This is a genomic window from Tenacibaculum xiamenense (assembly GCF_964513065.1).
GTDB classification, from domain to species: domain Bacteria; phylum Bacteroidota; class Bacteroidia; order Flavobacteriales; family Flavobacteriaceae; genus Polaribacter; species Polaribacter xiamenense.
The window spans coordinates 49,203-68,258 of record NZ_CAZEQU010000011.1; the positions used below are offsets into that span (position 1 = coordinate 49,203).

Annotated in this window: 19 protein-coding genes; 7 read left to right on the forward strand and 12 right to left on the reverse strand. The window is 32.9% G+C overall.

Annotation, left to right across the window (positions count from 1 at the left end; translation table 11 throughout):
* Nucleotides 1-2: 2 nt before the first annotated feature.
* The 3 genes from ACKTTV_RS03490 to rplU form a co-directional block, all read right to left on the reverse strand.
* Nucleotides 3-737 (reverse strand): LytR/AlgR family response regulator transcription factor, encoded by a 735-nt coding sequence (locus tag ACKTTV_RS03490; protein ID WP_408029424.1) that lies wholly within the window; start codon nt 735-737, stop codon nt 3-5.
* 379 nt (nt 738-1,116) lie between these two features.
* The gene (rpmA, locus tag ACKTTV_RS03495) at nt 1,117-1,377 is read right to left on the reverse strand and encodes a 50S ribosomal protein L27 (protein ID WP_408029425.1); all 261 of its coding nucleotides are present in this window, start codon (nt 1,375-1,377) and stop codon (nt 1,117-1,119) included.
* Nucleotides 1,378-1,399: 22 nt separating this feature from the next.
* Complete coding sequence (gene rplU, locus ACKTTV_RS03500; protein WP_408029426.1) at nt 1,400-1,900, reverse strand: 50S ribosomal protein L21; 501 nt, start codon at nt 1,898-1,900, stop codon at nt 1,400-1,402.
* Nucleotides 1,901-2,123: 223 nt separating this feature from the next.
* On the opposite strand from rplU, the gene ACKTTV_RS03505 reads away from it, so the two are divergent.
* The 3 genes from ACKTTV_RS03505 to ACKTTV_RS03515 are packed head-to-tail and all read left to right on the forward strand — an operon-like array spanning nt 2,124 to nt 5,782.
* On the forward strand, nt 2,124-3,440 hold the full coding sequence (locus ACKTTV_RS03505) for a M16 family metallopeptidase (RefSeq protein ID WP_408029427.1): 1,317 nt from the start codon (nt 2,124-2,126) through the stop codon (nt 3,438-3,440).
* A gap of 19 nt (nt 3,441-3,459) precedes the next feature.
* Nucleotides 3,460-5,523 (forward strand): insulinase family protein, encoded by a 2,064-nt coding sequence (locus tag ACKTTV_RS03510; RefSeq protein WP_408029428.1) that lies wholly within the window; start codon nt 3,460-3,462, stop codon nt 5,521-5,523.
* Between the two features lie 46 nt (nt 5,524-5,569).
* Entirely contained in the window at nt 5,570-5,782 is a 213-nt protein-coding gene (locus ACKTTV_RS03515; protein ID WP_408029429.1) for a hypothetical protein, read from the forward strand.
* A 46-nt stretch (nt 5,783-5,828) separates the two neighbouring features.
* Here the strand turns inward: ACKTTV_RS03515 and ACKTTV_RS03520 are convergent, their stop codons facing one another.
* Nucleotides 5,829-6,701: a DMT family transporter gene (locus tag ACKTTV_RS03520; RefSeq protein WP_408029430.1), complete on the reverse strand. Its 873-nt coding sequence runs from the start codon at nt 6,699-6,701 to the stop codon at nt 5,829-5,831.
* A 93-nt stretch (nt 6,702-6,794) separates the two neighbouring features.
* Between ACKTTV_RS03520 and ACKTTV_RS03525 the strand changes: the two genes are divergently transcribed.
* Nucleotides 6,795-7,289, forward strand: a complete 495-nt coding sequence (locus ACKTTV_RS03525) for a cation transporter (RefSeq protein WP_408029431.1) — start codon at nt 6,795-6,797, stop codon at nt 7,287-7,289.
* Nucleotides 7,290-7,360: 71 nt separating this feature from the next.
* On the opposite strand, the gene ACKTTV_RS03530 is transcribed toward ACKTTV_RS03525, so the two are convergent.
* Genes ACKTTV_RS03530 through ACKTTV_RS03540 form a run of 3 tightly spaced genes read right to left on the reverse strand, consistent with a single transcriptional unit; the run spans nt 7,361 to nt 10,971 of the window.
* On the reverse strand, nt 7,361-9,178 hold the full coding sequence (locus tag ACKTTV_RS03530; protein WP_408029432.1) for a GNAT family N-acyltransferase: 1,818 nt from the start codon (nt 9,176-9,178) through the stop codon (nt 7,361-7,363).
* A 50-nt stretch (nt 9,179-9,228) separates the two neighbouring features.
* A complete protein-coding gene (locus ACKTTV_RS03535) occupies nt 9,229-10,485 on the reverse strand; it encodes an aspartate kinase (protein ID WP_408029433.1) in 1,257 nt (418 codons plus the stop codon).
* A 3-nt stretch (nt 10,486-10,488) separates the two neighbouring features.
* On the reverse strand, nt 10,489-10,971 hold the full coding sequence (locus ACKTTV_RS03540) for a GNAT family N-acetyltransferase (protein WP_408029434.1): 483 nt from the start codon (nt 10,969-10,971) through the stop codon (nt 10,489-10,491).
* Between the two features lie 163 nt (nt 10,972-11,134).
* On the opposite strand from ACKTTV_RS03540, the gene fbp reads away from it, so the two are divergent.
* Entirely contained in the window at nt 11,135-12,172 is a 1,038-nt protein-coding gene (gene fbp / locus ACKTTV_RS03545) for a class 1 fructose-bisphosphatase (RefSeq protein WP_408029435.1), read from the forward strand.
* 122 nt (nt 12,173-12,294) lie between these two features.
* Nucleotides 12,295-12,903 (forward strand): superoxide dismutase, encoded by a 609-nt coding sequence (locus ACKTTV_RS03550; protein ID WP_408029436.1) that lies wholly within the window; start codon nt 12,295-12,297, stop codon nt 12,901-12,903.
* 74 nt (nt 12,904-12,977) lie between these two features.
* Here ACKTTV_RS03550 and ACKTTV_RS03555 read toward each other — a convergent pair whose 3' ends face one another.
* The 3 genes from ACKTTV_RS03555 to ACKTTV_RS03565 all read right to left on the reverse strand — a co-directional run bounded on the left by ACKTTV_RS03555 (nt 12,978) and on the right by ACKTTV_RS03565 (nt 16,475).
* Nucleotides 12,978-13,850, reverse strand: coding sequence for a cupin-like domain-containing protein (locus ACKTTV_RS03555; protein WP_408029437.1), 873 nt, complete (start codon nt 13,848-13,850; stop codon nt 12,978-12,980).
* A gap of 125 nt (nt 13,851-13,975) precedes the next feature.
* Nucleotides 13,976-15,160 carry a biotin synthase BioB gene (bioB, locus tag ACKTTV_RS03560; RefSeq protein WP_408029438.1) on the reverse strand — a complete coding sequence of 395 codons (1,185 nt, stop codon included), beginning with the start codon at nt 15,158-15,160 and terminating at the stop codon, nt 13,976-13,978.
* Nucleotides 15,161-15,314: 154 nt separating this feature from the next.
* Nucleotides 15,315-16,475 carry a beta-ketoacyl synthase N-terminal-like domain-containing protein gene (locus tag ACKTTV_RS03565; RefSeq protein ID WP_408029439.1) on the reverse strand — a complete coding sequence of 387 codons (1,161 nt, stop codon included), beginning with the start codon at nt 16,473-16,475 and terminating at the stop codon, nt 15,315-15,317.
* Nucleotides 16,476-16,723: 248 nt separating this feature from the next.
* On the opposite strand from ACKTTV_RS03565, the gene ACKTTV_RS03570 reads away from it, so the two are divergent.
* Nucleotides 16,724-17,155 (forward strand): cytochrome c oxidase assembly factor Coa1 family protein, encoded by a 432-nt coding sequence (locus tag ACKTTV_RS03570; protein WP_408029440.1) that lies wholly within the window; start codon nt 16,724-16,726, stop codon nt 17,153-17,155.
* On the opposite strand, the gene bioA is transcribed toward ACKTTV_RS03570, so the two are convergent.
* Together bioA and bioD are read right to left on the reverse strand one after the other, a co-directional pair.
* Nucleotides 17,141-18,406, reverse strand: coding sequence for an adenosylmethionine--8-amino-7-oxononanoate transaminase (gene bioA, locus ACKTTV_RS03575; RefSeq protein ID WP_408029441.1), 1,266 nt, complete (start codon nt 18,404-18,406; stop codon nt 17,141-17,143). The two genes, ACKTTV_RS03570 and bioA, sit on opposite strands and share 15 nt — an antisense overlap.
* A gap of 36 nt (nt 18,407-18,442) precedes the next feature.
* Nucleotides 18,443-19,054, reverse strand: a complete 612-nt coding sequence (bioD, locus tag ACKTTV_RS03580) for a dethiobiotin synthase (protein ID WP_408029442.1) — start codon at nt 19,052-19,054, stop codon at nt 18,443-18,445.
* Between the last annotated feature and the right edge of the window lie 2 nt (nt 19,055-19,056).

Here is a 19,056-nt window from a genome sequence, read left to right on the forward strand (position 1 = left end):
TCTTAAAATTTATCAAGAAAATCAGATTTCTTTTGTCTTGACACAGGTATTTTATGACCTCCTTCTAAAATAACATATCCATCTGCTTTTAAAAACTCTTTAATTTTATTTAAGTTAATAATATAGGAATTGTGTATTCTAAAAAAATGATCCTCTGGTAATAGTAAGTTGACTTCTTTTAGCTTTTTTGTTACAACAATTTTTTTATTGAGCGTGGTATAAATAGAGCTGTAATTTCCATCAGATTCCACATAAACAATTTCGGATTCATCTAAAAAGATAAGTTTTCCATCAGTACTGATAGTTATCTTTCTTCTATTAAATCGTTCATTGAAACTCGTTAATATTTTTTCAAATTTATTAGAACTATCTGTTTTTGTATGATAGCTCTTTATTCGATTTAGGGTTTCCTCTAAATCATCAGAATCAATTGGTTTCATTAAGTAATCAATTGCCTGATTTTTTAATGCTTTAATAGCATATTCATTATATGCAGTTGTAATTACAACCGCAAAATCTCTCCTTTTTAGTTTTTCCAATAGTTGGAAACCATCCATAGTTGGCATTTCTATATCTAGAAAAAGACAGTCTAAACTATTGGTATTTATGTATTCAATGGCTTTCTTTTCGTCTGAAAATGTTTTAACAACCTCAATATCATCACTAAAATTAGATAGCTCCCAAGTAAGCCCTTGAATGGCCTTTGGTTCATCATCAACAATAACAGCTTTTAACATATGGTACTTTTCTACCAAATGTACCTCATAAAAAGTTAAAAATAAAATGAATAATACATTAAATATTCAAAAAAAAGACAAAACTTAAACCTACTATAACATTAATATTACCATTTATACACAGGCTTTCACAAATTATACATTATGGTTTCACTAAATTATATTTTCGTCAGATATTTGCAGTGTAATATACAAGGGGAATCATTTTGATAATTGGGGGATTAATCAATAATGATAATTAAATTGGGGAGCATTGCATTAGCAATGCTTTTCTTTTTGCACTTAATTTTCTTATTCATTCACATTTATCACTAAACAAAAGCACAAAAAAAAGCCATCCAAATGGACAGCTTTCTAAGTCATATAATCGTACTGATTCTTAAGCTTCAAAAGGAACTATAGAAACATATGATTTATTATCTCTTTTCTTTTGGAATTTAACAACACCATCAACTCTAGCGTGTAATGTATGGTCTTTACCCATATATACATTTTCACCTGGATTGTGTTGAGTTCCTCTTTGACGAACAATAATGTTACCAGCGATTGCTGCTTGTCCTCCAAAGATTTTTACACCTAAACGTTTCGATTCCGATTCACGACCGTTCTTCGAACTACCGACACCTTTCTTATGAGCCATCTTTGTAAGTTTTTAACGTTAATTATTTACTTAATACTTCAATTAATTCAGCTTTCTTTAAAGAAGTGTACCCGCTGATACCTCTTTCTTTAGCTAAAGCCTTTAATTCAGAAACAGTTTTAGAGCTTAAATCGTTAGACTCAGCCTTTTCTTCTGTTTTAGGAGCTTCAGTTTTAGGAGCTGCTTTCTTAGCTGCTGCTTTTTTAACTCCAGACGCTGCAATACCTTCTATTTGAATCTCAGTTAAGTATTGTCTGTGTCCGTTTTTCTTTTTGTAACCTTTTCTTCTTTTCTTCTTAAAAACGATTACTTTATCACCTTTTAAGTGACCTAATACTTTGGCAGTAACACCTGCTCCTTCTATAGCTGGGGCGCCAATAGTTACATTTCCATTATCTTCAATAAGCATTACTTTATCAAAAGTTACTTCTGATCCTTCAGCTTCTTGTAAACGGTGAACGTATACTTTTTGGTCTTTTGCTACTTTAAATTGCTGCCCTGCTATCTCTACGATTGCGTACATACTTTTTATTTTGCGTTTATACATTAATACACAACTCCTTACGGAAATTGCGGCTGCAAATATACATGTTATTTATTTAAGAAACAATCTATCAACCACAAAATTAATACTTTAACCAGCTTTTCAAATTTAATTATAAAATAATTATGAAATGCTGTAACGCATCAAGCCAAAATACGTCCTATTTTTGACAAAAAATAAAGAACAAACTAAAAAGTAATCGATGAAAAAAAATGTTTTCACTCTTGCAGCCATTGTTGCATTTGTCTTCTCGGCAAGTGCTCAAAAGGTTGAATTTGAGGAGTACGACTTAGACAATGGAATGCATGTAATTCTACATCAAGACAATACAGCACCAGTTGTTACGACATCTGTGATGTACCATGTTGGGGCAAAAGATGAGCAACCAAACCGTACAGGGATGGCTCACTTTTTTGAACATTTGCTATTTGAAGGAACGAAAAACATAAAAAAAGGTGAATGGTTTAAAATTGTTTCATCTAATGGAGGAACCAATAACGCCAACACCACCGACGACCGAACTTATTATTACGAAGTTTTTCCTTCGAATAATCTTGAGTTAGGCTTATGGATGGAATCTGAAAGATTACTACACCCTATCATTAAACAAGAAGGAGTAGACACTCAAAACGAAGTTGTAAAGGAAGAAAAAAGAATGAGAGTAGACAATCAACCTTATTCTCGTTTCTTAGAAAATGTGAAAAAACACATGTTTAAGAAACACCCTTATAAAGGAACTACCATTGGAAAAATGGAACATCTAGATGCTGCCACATTGGAAGAATTTTTAGCTTTTAACAAGAAATTTTATGTACCAAATAACGCAACCTTAGTTGTAGCTGGTGACATTAATATTGCTGAAACAAAAAAATTAGTAAAATCTTACTTCGGATCAATTCCAAAGGGTAAGGATATTGTTAGAAACTTCCCAAAAGAAGATCCTATTACCAAAGAATTTACAGCAAAAGCTTATGATCCTAACATACAAATTCCTGCTATTGTTGCTGCTTATAGAACACCTTCTATGAAAACAAGAGATGCTCGAGTTTTAGACATGATTTCTTCCTATTTAAGTAGTGGAAAAAGCTCTGTACTTTACAAAAAACTTGTTGATACGAAAAAAATGGCTTTACAAGCGGGAGCCTTTAACTTAAGTCAAGAAGATTACGGTACTTATATTTTATATGCACTTCCTTTAGGTAAAAATTCATTGAGTGATTTAGTAAAAGAAATTGATGTTGAAATTGCTAAAATTCAGAGTGAATTAATTTCAGAAAAGGATTTTCAAAAACTTCAAAACAAATTTGAAAACGACTTTGTAAACTCAAATTCTAGTGTTGAAGGAATTGCAAACTCATTAGCTCGTTTTAATGTATTATATGGCGACACTAACCTTATTAATACTGAAATAGATATCTATAGATCTATTACAAGAGAAGAAATTAGAGAAGTGGCTAAAAAGTATTTAAATAAGAATCAACGTTTGGTAATGGAATACTTACCAGAATCAAAAAAATAATTCAGTAACAAGACATATTATGAAAAAAACAATATTATCAGCATTAGCAGTGGTAACCATGTCTTTTGCTGTTTCAGCTCAACAAATAGACAGAAGTGTACAACCAAAACCGGGTCCTTCTCCTAAAGTTAAATTAGGAAAAGCTGAAAAGTTCAATTTATCAAATGGATTGAAAGTAATTATGGTTGAAAACCATAAACTTCCTCGTGTTTCTGCATCACTAACCATTGACAACCCTCCAGTAGCAGAAGGAACTAAAGCTGGTTTATCTGACCTAATGGGAGGTCTTCTAGGGAACGGTACTTCAAAAATTTCTAAGGACAATTTTAACGAACGTATCGATTATTTAGGTGCATCAGTTTTCTTTAATAGTAATGGTGCTAATGCACGTTCTTTAACTAAATACTTCCCTGAGGTATTAGAGTTAATGGCCGATGGAATTAAAGATCCAAAGTTCACTCAAGAGGAATTTGATAAATCTGTCGAAAGAACATTAGAGGGAATTAAATCTAATGAGAAAAATGTTAAAGCGATTGCAGGTAGAGTTGAAGATGCTTTAGTATATGGTAAAAATCATCCATATGGTGAATTCATCACAAAAGAAAGTATAAAGAGCATTACATTAGATGATGTAAAAAACAACTATACCACTTATTACAAACCAAATAACGCCTATTTAGTAATTGTTGGAGATATCAATCCGAAAAGCACTAAAAAATTAGTAAAGCAATTATTCGGTTCTTGGAAAAGTGGAACAATTCCTCCTTCAAACATTCCGACACCTCAAAATGTTAGCACCACAGAAATTAACTTTATTGACGTACCAAATGCGGTGCAATCAGAAGTTGCTGTAATTAACTCAGTTGATTTAACATTAGGAGATAAAGATTACTATGCTGCTTTATTAGCCAACAATATTCTTGGTGGTGGTGGAACTGCTCGTTTATTTATGAATCTTCGTGAAGATAAAGGATACACTTACGGTTCATATTCAAACATTTCTCAAAATAAATTAGAAGGAGCAGGTACTTTTAAAGCAAGTGCGGCTGTTAGAAACATTGTAACTGATAGTGCTGTCGTTGAAATTCAAAAGGAAATCAATAAAATTAGATATCAAAAAGTATCTGAAGAAGAGTTGAAAAATTCAAAAGCTGAGTATATCGGTAGTTTTGTAAGAAATGTTCAAAAGCCTGCCACAGCTGCTCGTTTTGCATTAAACATAGCTCGTTATAATTTACCTGAAGATTTTTACGAAAATTACTTAGAAAACATTAATGCTGTTACTTTAGAACAAGTTCAAAATGCTGCATTAAAATATTTCCGCGGAGATAAAGCTAGAATTATCATTACAGGTAAAGGTATTGATGTATTAACAAATCTTGAAAAAACAGCAGATTATAAAATTAACTATTTTGACAAATACGCCAATCCTTCTTCTAAGCCAGCAATGAAAAAAGAAATCCCAGCTGGAGTTACTAAAGAAACGGTTTTAAACAAATATTTTGACGCTATTGGCGGTGCAGATAAGATTAAAGGTTTAAAATCTACACTAGTCGTTTATGAAGGAGAAATGGCTGGCAACAAAATAGAAAGTACTGAAAAAAGAACTTCAGCAAACTACGGAAATGCTATGGCTATGAACGGAAACGTTATGATGAATATGGTTATGAATAAAGAGGCTGTTAAAGTTAACGGACAACCATTACCTCCAAATATTGCTACAGAGATGAACTTCTCTTTAGGTACTTTTCCTGAACTTGGTTACTTAAATGATCAAGAATCAAAATTAACAGGTATTGAGTCTCTTGACGGAAAAGAAGTTTATGTTATTACCCGCAAAGGGAAAATGATCTCAATACAGCTTTACTTTGATGTAAAAACTGGTTTAAAAATAAAAGAAGCACAAACTACGAATATGGGAGGTAGAACACAGAACCAAGAATCTACGTTTAGTGATTATAAAGAGTTCAATGGAGTTTTATTCCCTAGTAAAAAAACCGGAAGTTTTGGACCACAAAAAATTAGCTTTACTCTTAAAGACGCTAAAGTGAACGAAGGTGTTTCTGACGAAGACTTTAAATAGAAAATTTTCCTTATATTGGAAGAAATTAATTTAAATTATATAAAAAATGTTAGAAAATTTAACAGGAGTAAAAAAATTGAGTAAAGAAGAATTAAAAGCTACAAACGGAGGGATTCTTGATACGCCAGAATCTTTTTGTAATGTTTGGGCTAGCGCAGGTGCTCATGCCGATGGTGTATCTGGAGGATACCTAGATGATGATGTCACTATGGAAACTGTTTTTCAACAACATTACTCAGACTGCATGGGCAGTTTATAGTATAAATCATTTAATTGTAAGAAGAGCCAAGGAAAACCTTGGCTCTTTATTTTTTTTTATTTACCAAATACACACCAAGCAAGATTATAATTCCTGCCAGTAACTGTAAAAGACTCAACTTTTCTCCATCAATAACACCCCACATTACGGCTACAATTGGTATTAAATAGGTTACTGAAGTTGAAAAAATTGGTGACGATATTTGAATTAATTTATTGAATATAATCTTAGCTAACCCCGTTCCTACTATGGCCAAAATAAAGATATAACCTAAAGCAGGTTTTGTTTCCGATGTTAATTCAAAAGATGTAAAGAATCCAGTATACGCTAATACAACCAATGCCGGTATAATAATTAAAACAAAATTACCTGCAGTGATTGCTAAAGCATCAATATCTTGTAAATATTTCTTTATAATATTCACATTAAAGGCATATCCAAAAGAAGAAATTATTGGCAACAAGGCATACCAATAATTTTGGTCAGGATTCATATTTGCTCCTTGGAGTATTAGTGTTACCGTTCCTATGAGACCAATAAATATTCCAAGTAACTGACTTCTTTTAAAACTAAAACTGAAAAAAGTTGCTCCAATCCATAAAGCATTAAATGGAGTAATCGAGTTCAAAATTGATGCTATCGAACTATCTATTCCTTTTACTGCATAAGCATACAAAAAAGCTGGGAAAAAAGTACCTAATAACGCACTTAACAAAACCCACTTCCAATGATGCTTTTGTATTTTTTTTATTGATGAATAACCAATTATCAATAAAAAAACACCAGTAATAATTACTCTCAATGCTCCAAGTTGAATTGGTGTTAAACCAATTAAAGCCTTTTTCATTAAAATAAAAGAACTTCCCCAAATAAGAGAAAGAACTATTAGATAAATCCATTTTTGTTGTGCCCCATTCATTATCCGTTCATTTTGAGCACAAAAATCGACTATTTATATACGATAATGCCATTTTATTAATAAATTTGTATAATAATCCTATAATTTAAAGTGATGAAAATTGAAAAATTATTAATAGCATTTGCCTTAGTGTGTTTTTTTACAGTAAGCTGTAAAAAAGAAGGAAACAAAGAAGTAGAATCTCAGAAAGAAGAAGTTGCTGCCAAAATAGAAGAAGCAAGCTTTGCTATTTCTGGAATGACTTGTGAAATAGGCTGTGCAAAAACAATAGCTTCAAAACTTTCTAAAAAAGAAGGTATTATTGATGCGGACGTTGTATTTGCAGACAACATGGCGAATGTAAAATATGATGCCAATAAAACAAACAAGAAAGATATTATAGCTTTTATTGATGGAATTGCAGATGGGACTACCTATAAAGCAACAGAATCTTCAAAGAAAGCATCTTGCAAAGAAGGTGACAAAAAAAGCTGTTGTAAAAAAGAAGAAGGAAAAGATACTGCTGCAACTAAAGAATGTTGTGATAGAAAAGATAAGAAAATGGCTTGCACTGATGACTGTAAAAACGAATGTCACGCTAAAGCGTAATTCATCATATTTAAAATAAAAAAAGTCTCCAAATTGGAGACTTTTTTTATTTCTATTATTGAGTTTTTAAGCTACTCTACACCTACATTGGCTGATTCACTAGCTCTTCTTTCCAATTCTGCTTGAAACTCTTCCATAACAGGCTTAACCGTACTATCCGGTATATCTGAAACTTTAATATACATTAACCCATCAACAGCGTTGTTAAACTTCGGGTCTACATTAAATGCTACCAATCTCGCATTCTGCTTAACATATTTCTTAATTAAAACTGGTATTCTTAATGCCCCTGGCTCAATTTCATCTATTATTTTATCAAACTTTTGTAAATCTGCTTCCGTTTCATCGAAAACAAAATCTTTATCAGTATCCTTTAGCTTAACTTTAAATTCTTTCTTTGGACGAATATATTGAGCAATATATGGATCATAATAATGAGACTTCATAAACTCAATCATAAGCGACTTAGAAAACTCCGAAAACTGATTACTAATACTAACGCCACCAATTAAATATTTATGATCAGGGTAACGCAAAGTTACATGAACAATACCCTTCCAAAGCAAAAACAATGGCATAGGTTTTTGTTGGTATTGTTTTATAATAAAAGCCCTTCCCATTTCAATTGATCCTTCCATCATTGAATATAACTCTGGCTCTATTCTAAACAATGTTTGAATATAAAAACCGTTAATGCCATATCGTTTGTAAATTTCTTTACCAAGGCCCATTCTGTATGCTCCAGCCAAGCAGTTTTTATCACTATCCCAAAGGAACATGTGATAATAATACCTATCATATTTATCTAAATCTAAAGACTTATTTGTTCCTTCCCCTACCTCTCTAAAAGTTATCTCTCGAAGTCTACCAATTTCATGAAGTAAATTAGGAATTTGTTTTGCGCTTGCAAAAAACACCTCATAATTTTTACTCTTAAGTAAACGCGCATCAGAAGCTCTTAACTTTTCAACTTCTTTTAAAAATAATTCTGGGTTTTTCTGTGAAGAAATATTCTTTGCTTTCTTTGGAATTTTTAAATGCTGCGACGATAAAATCTTTTGAGGAGACTTTTCATATGGATTCGCTAACATGTACGTTTTCCTTCTTAAGAATTGGTAAAAATCTGGAATCTCAGGGTAAGCTTCCTGATCCTTCACTGAAATAGGCTTTCCAATTCTAACTTTTATTGTTCGATGCTTCTGTGACAAAAGCTCAGAAGGCAATTTTGCTGTACGGAGCGTATCACTTATTTTTGACAAAAAGTAGAACAGTCGACTGTTCTTAGCATGGAAATAAATAGGAATTACTGGAACCTTCGCCTTTTTAATCAAACGAACAGCCCCCTGTTCCCACTCCTTATCCACCATAAGCTTTCCATCACGATAAGTAGACACTTCACCTGCTGGAAAGATACCTAGAGGTTTTCCTTCTCTTAAATGTAATAACGCATTTTTTATACCAGCAACACTCGACTTGGCATCCTTATGTCCTTCAAAAGGATTCACAGGCATTACATAAGGTTTCAAAGGATCAACTCTATGTAATAAAAAGTTTGCTATAATTTTATAATCAGCTCTATGCTCAACTAAAAGTTTTAATAGTAAGATACCATCTATACCACCTAATGGATGGTTAGATATGGTAATAAAAGGACCGTCTTTAGGTATTCTCTTCAAATCCTCTTCTGGAATTTCAAACTCAATTTGAAACTCTTCCAACAAACCATTTAAAAAAGGTAAATCTTTCTTATGCTTGTGTTTATTGTATACCTCATTGGCTTTTGAGATACGCAAAATTTTCATCAACAGCCAGCCTGAAAACGTTCCAAAGACTCCAAACTTGTCTACTCCAATTGCTTTTGCGACCTCCTTCGGTGTTACTAATCCCATGTTTAGATATAGTTAGACATAACCGCAAATATAGCGTAAATTTATGAGCTTTACATGTTTTCTTGGATGACTAATTGAGCTGTTTCTGTATTTATTTGTCTAATTAATGATTTACCTCGCTTTCTGATTGTACTAATTGCATCATCGTTAAAATGCCTAATGGTATACAAGGTTACTTCCTTGTAAGACTTGATCTTATAAGTTTCTTGAAGTTCTTCATAAAACTTTTCGAAGTTTTTAAACTTATCATCAACACATACTGAAAAGCTTAGAGCTGAATTCTGAATTAAGTTTACTTTTAATCTATATTCATGTAATTTTCTAAACACATGGCTGATATTGTTTTCTACCATAAAAGAGAAATCCTTCGCTGATATAGATATCAAAATTTGATTCTTCTTCACAATAAAACATGATACTAAAGGCTTTAATAAAACTCCTTTACTCACTTTTGTTCCCTGCTTATCTAAGTCATCAAAGGAACGAACGTATAGAGGAATATCCCTTTTTTCAAGAGGTTGTATTGTTTTTGGATGAATTACCGAAGCTCCATAAAACGCCATTTCTATTGCCTCAGTATATGAAATTTCTTGTAACAATTCTGTTTCAGAAAAAACCCTTGGGTCAGCATTCAGCACTCCTTCCACATCTTTCCAAATAGTTACACTATCGGCATTTAAACAATAGGCAAAAATACCTGCAGTATAATCGGAACCTTCTCTTCCCAATGTGGTAGTAACATCATTATTACTTCCAATAAATCCTTGAGTAATATTTAATTTTTGGGTATTTACCTTTTCTTTAATAGTTTTCTCTGTAAGCTCCCAATCAATTTTTGCATCTCTATGGTTTGTATCTGTTTTTATATACTCTCTTACATCCAACCAAGTATTTTCTATCCCTACTTTCCTTAAATATTCACTTACAATAGTTGTAGACAATAACTCTCCATATCCTACAATTTGATCATATACATAATTATAGTTTCTTGATTCATTACTTATTAGAAAACCGCTTAGCTTACCAAATAAATCGTTTACCTTATTCTCAACTTTATGATTTTCATCAACGAACAGGCCTTGAATCATATTATTGTGAAAGTCTTGAATAAACGTTAAGGCTTCATTCAAGTTATTTTGTTTATTGTAATAGGCCTCAATTAATACCTCAAAGGCATTTGTCATTTTACCCATAGCTGATATTACCACTAATGTATTTTCAGCTCCTTCATGTTGTAATACCCTTACAACATTCTTTACTGCCTCGGCATCTTTTACCGATGCACCTCCAAACTTAAATATTCTCATTATTTAGTTTCTCTCTACAAATTCTTTTAAACTTTTTTCATTCATCTGTACAACTTGCCAACCATCTAAAATGGCTGCTCCAGTACTTTCGTAAAAATCGATAGCGCTCTTATTCCAATCTAACACTTCCCAAGAAACTCTTTTACATCCTTGTACATGAGCATATTTTAATACTGCAGTATACAAAGCTTTTCCTGCTCCAACTCCTCTTTTTGATTGCGTTACCATTAAATCTTCTAAATGAATTATTCTTCCTTTCCAAGTTGAATATCTTTCATAAAAAAGAGCCATTCCAATGATTGTTCCATTAGGTTCTTCTGCTACAAATGTTTTAAACTTAGGATTTGAAGAAAAACCATCACGTATTAAATCATCTTCCGTTACCTCAACTTCATTTGGTAATTTCTCAAATTCAGCCAATTCTTTAATCAATCCAAGAATCGCTTTTACATCATGTACCTCACCGTTTCTAATAATAAAACCCATTGTCGATTTTTTGTGTAAAGATACTTTGAAAACCTATTGATGAAAATAATCCAATAATTTAAAACACATCATTTTAATTTGTTGAAAAATTTTAAAGTACGAAAACGTTGTAAAAAGATAAAAAGTTGGCATCTTTGTGCTTACAACCAGAGAATTTTTTAACATGAATAATAAGCATATGACGCTCGGTGAGTTTATCATCAGTAATCAAAAATCTTTCAAATATTCATCAGGAGAGCTTTCACGCTTAATTAACTCTATTCGTTTGGCTGCTAAAGTAGTTAACCACGAAATCAGAAAAGCCGGGTTAGTTGATATTACTGGTGCTGCTGGAGACATTAACGTTCAAGGTGAAGCACAACAGAAACTTGATGTTTTAGCGAATGATTTGTTTAAGCAAACCTTAATTAATAGGGAGATTGTTTGTGGTATTGCCAGCGAAGAGGAGGATGATTACGTTGTTGTTGAAGGAAACAACAAAACCAACGAAAACAAATACGTACTATTAATGGATCCATTAGATGGTTCTTCGAATATCGATGTAAATGTTTCTGTTGGAACTATTTTTTCTATTTACCGAAGAGTTTCTCCAGTGGGAACGCCCGCCACTCAAGAAGACTTTTTACAGAGAGGTAATGAGCAAGTAGCTGCTGGGTATGTTGCTTATGGAACTTCAACCATGTTAGTATTTACAACAGGAAATGGTGTCAATGGATTTACCTTGAATCCAGCGATTGGTACTTTCTATTTATCACATCCAAATATGAAGTTTCCAGAGTTAGGAAAAATTTACTCGGTAAGTGAAGGATATTTCACGCATTTTCAGGAAGGAATGAAACGCTTTTTAATTCACTGTAAAGAACTAAACAAAGAGGATAACAGACCTTATACAGCAAGATATATTGGTTCTTTAGTTTCTGACTTTCACAGAAACCTTATTAAAGGAGGAGTTTATATTTATCCTGCAACAGCTATAAACCCGAAGGGAAAATTACGTCTGTTATACGAATGTAATCCTATGGCTTTTATATGTGAGCAAGCAGGAGGAACTGCTTCCGATGGTTTCACAAGAATACTCGATATTAAACCAACAGAACTGCATCAAAGAGTTCCATTTTATTGCGGAAGTAAACAACTTGTTGCTAAAGCAGAAAGTTTTATGAATGAGTTTTCATTAGATGAAAAACCAGTTTACGAATAGTATAAATAAATTTTATAGCTATATAATATATCCATAAGGCAAACGGTTGTTTGCCTTATTTTTTTATCCTAAATTTACGTTCGAAAAATTAAAAAAATTAAACTTTTAAAAATTAAGAAATTATGGCTTTTGAATTACCAGAATTAGGATATGCTCACGACGCTTTAGAACCTCATATAGATGCTAAAACTATGGAGATTCACCATGGAAAACACCACGCTGGATACACTAGTAAATTAAATGCAGCTATTGAAGGGTCAGATTTAGCCGATAAATCTATCGAAGACATTCTTGCTAATTTAGACATGAACAATGGAGCTGTTCGTAACAATGGTGGAGGTTTTTATAATCACTCTTTATTTTGGACTGTAATGAACCCAGAAGATAGAGGTTATTTATCTGGTGAATTAAAAGATGCTATTGAAGCTGAATTTGGATCGAAAGAAGCTTTTATCGATGCTTTTTCTAAGGCAGCAGCTACTCAATTTGGTTCAGGATGGGCTTGGTTATGTGTTCACAAAGGGGGAAAAGTTGAAGTTTGTTCAACTCCAAACCAAGACAACCCATTAATGCCAGGTGTATCATGTGGAGGAACTCCTATCTTAGGATTAGATGTTTGGGAACATGCATACTACTTAAACTACCAAAACCGTCGTCCAGATTATATTGATGCTTTCTTCAAAGTAATTAACTGGAATGAAGTTGAAAGAAGATATGCTGCAGCTAAATAATTGTAGCAAAAACAACAAATAAAAAAGGACTTGAAAATTTCAAGTCCTTTTTTTATATCTAATTTCAATCGTTATTAAACTGAAACATTATTTCTTTTGTTGGTTCTAATAACAGCTTGCTCATTTTTCCAATCAATCCATTTCTGACCTTTTATTCTTCTCATGATATTATCTACGGTTCTCATGATAAAAACATTGTAAACAGCTTTTCCTAAGTTTTTTGGATTTCTGGCAATTGCTCTTAAACTCATTGAAAAACCTGGTGTAACATATCTCATATAGTGCCACCAACCTTCAGGCATGTATAAAACATTTCCATGCTCAAGCTCTGCTACATATCCTTTTGCATTTTTAAGTGCAGGCCATTTTTCAAAATCCGGATCGTTAAAGTCAATATCCTCTCTGGTAATTAACGAGTTTGGAATTTTATATAAGTATTTGTTTTGCTTCTGATCGAACAAAATACATTTCTTCTTCCCCTCAAAGTGAAAATGAAAAATATTGGCCAAATCAATATCGTAATGCATAAAAGTATATGAATCACGACCTCCAAAGAAAAGCATAGGCAAACCTTTCATTAATCGCAATCCAAAATCCGGAAATTTAAAATCTTTTTGAAGCTGTGGAACTTCCTTTAAAATATTCCACAAAAAGATTCTAAACTTAGTTGGTTCTTTTTTTAATAAGTCCACATACTCTCTCATTTTCATGGTAGCATGAGGTTCATTAAATCCATCTTTATAATCTACAGGTCTATCATCATATAAAGGAACAGTCTTATCTCCTGCAACCTCTTTCATATAATCTAAAGACCATTTTGAATATGCCGGCCAATCTTCAATAAAACGCTCAATTACCACAGGTTTTTGAGGTTTAAAATAATTCTTAATAAAGTCTTCTTTGGTAATCGTTTCGACTCTATCTACGTTTTGTAATTGTAGTCCCATTGCTTCCAATTTTTCCAAATGTAAAGTTAAGAAATTGTTATGAAGTTTTTTGCATAGCTCTTTGTTAAAAAAGCATTCATTAATATAAGAATTAATGAATGCTTTTCTTTATGGCGGTATTTACCTTATTTTTCTTTTAAAACTGCATTATCTTTCTTCAAAACCAGATCCTCTTCTTTCAAAGAGAGAGCTTCTTTCTTCAAAGCATGAACTTCTTTCTTAAAAGCGATGGCTTCTTTCTTCTTTTGCTCATTTCTTTCAATCTTATGCCCTGGTCTTGTCCACTTTGGTTTTTCACCTAAAGCCTTGTATTCAGATTTTTCGGCCTCAATAGACTCTCTTTGTTCGTGTTTGTAGAATGCTTTCTGAGGATTTAACCCTAATTCTTCAAACATTATCATGTCTTCCTTTATATCTGGATTTGGAGTGGTTAACAACTTATCTCCAGCAAATATCGAATTGGCTCCAGCAAAGAAACACATTGCTTGTCCTTCTCTACTCATTTGTGTTCTACCCGCTGATAAACGAACTTGAGATTCAGGAAGCACAATACGTGCAGTCGCCACCATTCTCACCATTTCAAAAATATTAACTGGCGGTTGATCTTCCATAGGAGTTCCTTCTACCGCTACTAAGGCATTAATTGGTACCGACTCTGGGTGAGGAGAGAATCTTGTTAATGTTTCAAGCATTCCTGCTCTATCTTCTAAACTTTCTCCCATACCAATAATACCTCCAGAGCAAACCGTTACATTGGTTTTTCTTACATTTTCAATAGTGTCAATTCTATCTTTAAATGCTCTTGTAGAAATTACATCATCATAATAGTCTTCTGAAGTATCAATATTGTGGTTATAGGCATACAATCCAGCTTCAGCCAAACGCTTTGCTTGATTTTCGGTAACCATTCCAAGTGTACAACATACCTCCATATCAAGCTTGTTAATAGTCCTCACCATTTCCAAAACTTGATCAAATTCAGGACCATCCTTAACATTTCTCCAAGAAGCTCCCATACAAACTCTTGATGAACCACCAGACTTTGCTCTTAATGCTTGAGCTTTCACCTGGTTAACGGTCATTAAATCATTTCCTTCAACATTGGTATGATAACGAGCCGCCTGTGGGCAATATCCACAATCTTCAGAGCAGCCTCCTGTTTTTATTGATATTAGGGTACTAACTTGTACTGTATTTGGATCGTGATATTTTCTATGTAATGAAGCGGCTTCATATAAAAGCTCCATTAACGGCTTATTATAAATAGCTAATATCTCTTCTTTTGTCCAATCATTTCTTACGTCGCTCATAAACTTAAGTTTACTTGTTAGTTGTTTGAAGACTCAAAAGTACTAATAATTAATTTATGCTTTTGACTTTTTTACCGATTAAGTAAGTTTTAAACACTCCTATATTTCGATTCTATTTTTCGTCGCTTTTTTTTAACTATCTGATCTCACTTAATTAAGCTTTATTCTTAATTAACACAGACACCGCATTACCTCCAAAACCAACGGCATTTATCAATACTTTATTTATCTTATTTGGTTCTTCCTGTTTCTCAACAAATGGAACATGAATTACTTTTTGGTTTTGCATCATTAAAATTGCCAGTTCTAAACTTAACAAACCAGATGTAGCGAAAGTATGTCCTAACTTCCACTTATTAGTTGTCAAAAAAGGACAATTACTTCCAAATACTTTTTTGATTGCATTGAGCTCCGACTTATCTCCTTTAATGGTTCCCGGTGCGTGCATTACAATGACATCTACATCGCTTAACTCAGTATTCTGTAGCGCCATTTTCATCGATTTTTGGAAACAGTCAGCGTTTGTTGATATTGAAATATTGTGCTTTAGTACTTCCGTAGCATATCCAACTCCTTCGATAATTGCTAAGGCATTATCTTGTTCACCATCCTCCAAACATACCACTGAGGCTCCTTCTCCCAACACCATGGTGTTTTTCTTCTTATTTAAATCTAAAGCCTTACATGGAAACTCATCACTGTTGCTAGCATATACTTTTAATGCTTTCATTTGAGCAATGGTAAAACCTGTTAGCGAAGCCTCGCTTCCTCCAACTAAAAATTTATTTGTCATCCCCGATAAAATCCAGGCTACTCCATTCAATAGTGAATGTAATCCAGTAGAACAAGTAATTGAATGTGATATTTCTGGTCCATTTGTTTGAAGATCATGTGCAATCCATGAAGAGATATTCCCTAAGGTCGTAGTTGGAGAACTAATAGTTGACGACTTCCCTGTTTCCAAATACTCTTGATGGTATTTCTCAAATAATGAAGTTGCTCCCCTTGAAGAACCAATGTTAATCCCGAAATTATCCTCAGGCTTCCAGTTTGCCATTTCAACTGCCCTTCGAGCAACAAATAATGAAAACAAAACAGAATCATCTAAATCTTTATACTTTATATCAGAACTTCGTAGCTCTTCAATAAACCTTTGATCTGAAGTTTTCAGCTCGGCAACCCAAGCATTAAAATTTTCATATTCCCTTTCATTAAGAAAATGTTTATCCTCAGTATAGTTGTCCCAAATTTCCTCAAAAGTACTCCCTAATGCGGATAACGATGCAAGTGAGGTAATGGATATTCTTCTATTCAAACCCAAAAAAATTTTGACAAAAATAAAACTTATTATCCCCACTACCTTCTAATTTCCTAGAGATTTTAAGCTTTTACAAGTGCAATAGCCTCTTTTTTACAAGAAATGACTAATTTCAGAATTAGCTTCTTATTAATTTTTATGGAAATATAACATGATTAATGTACTATTATTCCTGTAACATTTCAACTAAATTTAAGTCGTATTATAAGAACTCAATCAAATTTAATCCTAATTAAAAAATTATTATGTCAGATCAAAATCAAAAAAGTTGGTTTAGTAGAAATTGGTTATGGTTTATTCCCGTAAGTGGGTGCTTAGGTATTATTTTACTCTTTATTTTTGGTATTGGAGCTGCTATTTTTGGGGTTTCAAATATGATTAATAATGCTACTCCTGTTGAATATGCCCTCGAACAAGCCAATAATAATGATAAAGTCCTTTCAATTTTAGGAAGTCCGATTGAAAAAGATGGGTTTCCAAATGGAAATATTTCTCTTCACAACAACGATGGAAAAGTAGACTTTTCAATTCCGATAAAAGGAAGTAAAGGTGAAGGTTTTTTAATTGTAAGAGGAATTAAAACCGATGGAGAATGGGCTTTTGAAGATTTATATGTTGAAATAAAAGAAACTCAAGAACAGATAAACCTACTTGAAAAAGCATTAGAAAGTATCTAATGCTTTTTCAATAGTTGTATAAATTTTGTTCAATTGTTCATCAGTAATGACAAATGGAGCCAGTATATAAATAGTACTTCCTAACGGACGTAGACAAACGCCATTTTTCATAAAAAAGTCAAATAATTGATAACGAAGGTTACCATAACGTTCCATTTCTATGTTTAAGTCCAAAGCGAAAATTACACCTAACTGACGCGTTTCTTTAACTTTAGGATGGTTCTTTATTTTTTCTTCAAATGCTTTATGAGAATCTATAATATTCTTAATTCTTGACTGTATTTTTTCACTTTGCAACAATTCGATTCCTGCTAAAGCTGCTGCACAAGCTGTAGGATTTGCCGAATAGGTATGTCCATGAAAAAAACCTTTACCGAGTTCATCACTTAAAAAGGCATCGTAAATTTGCTGAGAACAACTTGTAATTGCCATAGGTACTAAACCAGCTGTCAAGGACTTTGACAAACACATAATGTCCGGTAAGTTTTGTAAATGTTCGGAAGCAAAGTTTTTACCCGTTTTTCCGAATCCCGTCATCACCTCATCCGCAATGGTAACAACACCATGCTCTTTCGCAATGGCTAAAAGTTCATCAATTAATGAAGCATCATGCATTTTCATAGCTGCAGCACCTTGCACTAATGGTTCATAGATAAAGGCTGCTACTTTATGATCTGTTAATAACCTTTCAAACTGCGTTTTTACCTCTGAGAAATTCTCCTTGGTTGGAACAGAAATTCTTTCCACATCAATAAAAAAGTCTTCGAAAGGACCGTTATATACTGATAACCCTGAAACGGACATTGCTCCAAAAGTATCTCCATGAAAACCTCCTTCAAGTGCTATTACTTTGTTTCTTTTATCTCCTTGATTAAAGTGATATTGTAAAGCCATTTTTATGGCTACGTCAACTGAAGTAGAACCATTATCGGAAAAGAATATCTTCTGTTGATTATCTGGTAAAATCTTAATGAGTTCTTCCGACAACTTTATAGCAGGTTCGTGAGTAAATCCCGCAAAAACTACATGATCTAACTCTTTCATTTGCTTGGAAACCTTATCCGTAATGTAGTCGTTACAATGCCCATACATACAAGTATACCAAGAAGCTATTCCATCAATATATTCTTTACCAGTATCATCAAAGAGCAGTGCTCCCTTGGCTTTTGTTATTGCCAAATGATCAGGATGTAATTTATGTTGTGTTAACGGGTGCCACAAATGCTTTTTATCACGTTCTCTTAGCGTCATTTATGTAGTTTTTTTGTTAAAAGTATATACTTGTTCCTAGAGATTATTTCTAAAAAGATCCGCATATTCTTTAATTACATTCTTATCAAAATAAGGTTCTTCATCAATTCGTCCGATTACTCGAACATTAGTCATTTTTTCGATGATACTCTCGGTTGTTTTGTGTTCTTCTCCAGAATAAATAATAGAAACATCAAATCCTTTTTCCTTCAACAAGTTTATTGTTAACAAAGAATGATTGATACTTCCTAAATAATGACGAGAAACTACAATGACTTTGTAGTCAGGTTTAATTAAATCTAAAATTGTATCTGTATCATTTAAAGGAACAAGTAATCCTCCAGCACCTTCGACCACTAAATTATTTTCAGTTTCTGGCTCTTCGATAGATTTCAATTCAATGGAAACTCCATCAATTTCAGCAGCGGCATGTGGACTCATTGGAGTTTCTAATGCATAAGCATTGCTGTGAAAAATAGACTTTCGATTAGATATCAAATTACGCACTTTATGAGTATCAGAATTCTCCAATTCTCCAGCTTGTACAGGCTTCCAATAATCTGCCTCCAAAGCTTCCGTTACAATAGCCGAAACCACCGTTTTACCAACTTCCGTTGAAATTCCAGTTATGAAATACTTTTTTTGCATTT

What these genes read in the sequence shown, in the direction of transcription:
- ACKTTV_RS03490 (WP_408029424.1), bottom strand. Translation starts at nt 737, where the DNA reads ATGTTAAAAGCTGTTATTGTTGATGATGAACCAAAGGCCATTCAAGGG.
- rpmA (WP_408029425.1), bottom strand. Translation starts at nt 1,377, where the DNA reads ATGGCTCATAAGAAAGGTGTCGGTAGTTCGAAGAACGGTCGTGAATCG.
- rplU (WP_408029426.1), bottom strand. Translation starts at nt 1,900, where the DNA reads ATGTACGCAATCGTAGAGATAGCAGGGCAGCAATTTAAAGTAGCAAAA.
- ACKTTV_RS03505 (WP_408029427.1), top strand. Translation starts at nt 2,124, where the DNA reads ATGAAAAAAAATGTTTTCACTCTTGCAGCCATTGTTGCATTTGTCTTC.
- ACKTTV_RS03510 (WP_408029428.1), top strand. Translation starts at nt 3,460, where the DNA reads ATGAAAAAAACAATATTATCAGCATTAGCAGTGGTAACCATGTCTTTT.
- ACKTTV_RS03515 (WP_408029429.1), top strand. Translation starts at nt 5,570, where the DNA reads ATGTTAGAAAATTTAACAGGAGTAAAAAAATTGAGTAAAGAAGAATTA.
- ACKTTV_RS03520 (WP_408029430.1), bottom strand. Translation starts at nt 6,701, where the DNA reads ATGAATGGGGCACAACAAAAATGGATTTATCTAATAGTTCTTTCTCTT.
- ACKTTV_RS03525 (WP_408029431.1), top strand. Translation starts at nt 6,795, where the DNA reads ATGAAAATTGAAAAATTATTAATAGCATTTGCCTTAGTGTGTTTTTTT.
- ACKTTV_RS03530 (WP_408029432.1), bottom strand. Translation starts at nt 9,178, where the DNA reads ATGGGATTAGTAACACCGAAGGAGGTCGCAAAAGCAATTGGAGTAGAC.
- ACKTTV_RS03535 (WP_408029433.1), bottom strand. Translation starts at nt 10,485, where the DNA reads ATGAGAATATTTAAGTTTGGAGGTGCATCGGTAAAAGATGCCGAGGCA.
- ACKTTV_RS03540 (WP_408029434.1), bottom strand. Translation starts at nt 10,971, where the DNA reads ATGGGTTTTATTATTAGAAACGGTGAGGTACATGATGTAAAAGCGATT.
- fbp (WP_408029435.1), top strand. Translation starts at nt 11,135, where the DNA reads ATGAATAATAAGCATATGACGCTCGGTGAGTTTATCATCAGTAATCAA.
- ACKTTV_RS03550 (WP_408029436.1), top strand. Translation starts at nt 12,295, where the DNA reads ATGGCTTTTGAATTACCAGAATTAGGATATGCTCACGACGCTTTAGAA.
- ACKTTV_RS03555 (WP_408029437.1), bottom strand. Translation starts at nt 13,850, where the DNA reads ATGGGACTACAATTACAAAACGTAGATAGAGTCGAAACGATTACCAAA.
- bioB (WP_408029438.1), bottom strand. Translation starts at nt 15,160, where the DNA reads ATGAGCGACGTAAGAAATGATTGGACAAAAGAAGAGATATTAGCTATT.
- ACKTTV_RS03570 (WP_408029440.1), top strand. Translation starts at nt 16,724, where the DNA reads ATGTCAGATCAAAATCAAAAAAGTTGGTTTAGTAGAAATTGGTTATGG.
- bioA (WP_408029441.1), bottom strand. Translation starts at nt 18,406, where the DNA reads ATGACGCTAAGAGAACGTGATAAAAAGCATTTGTGGCACCCGTTAACA.
- bioD (WP_408029442.1), bottom strand. Translation starts at nt 19,054, where the DNA reads ATGCAAAAAAAGTATTTCATAACTGGAATTTCAACGGAAGTTGGTAAA.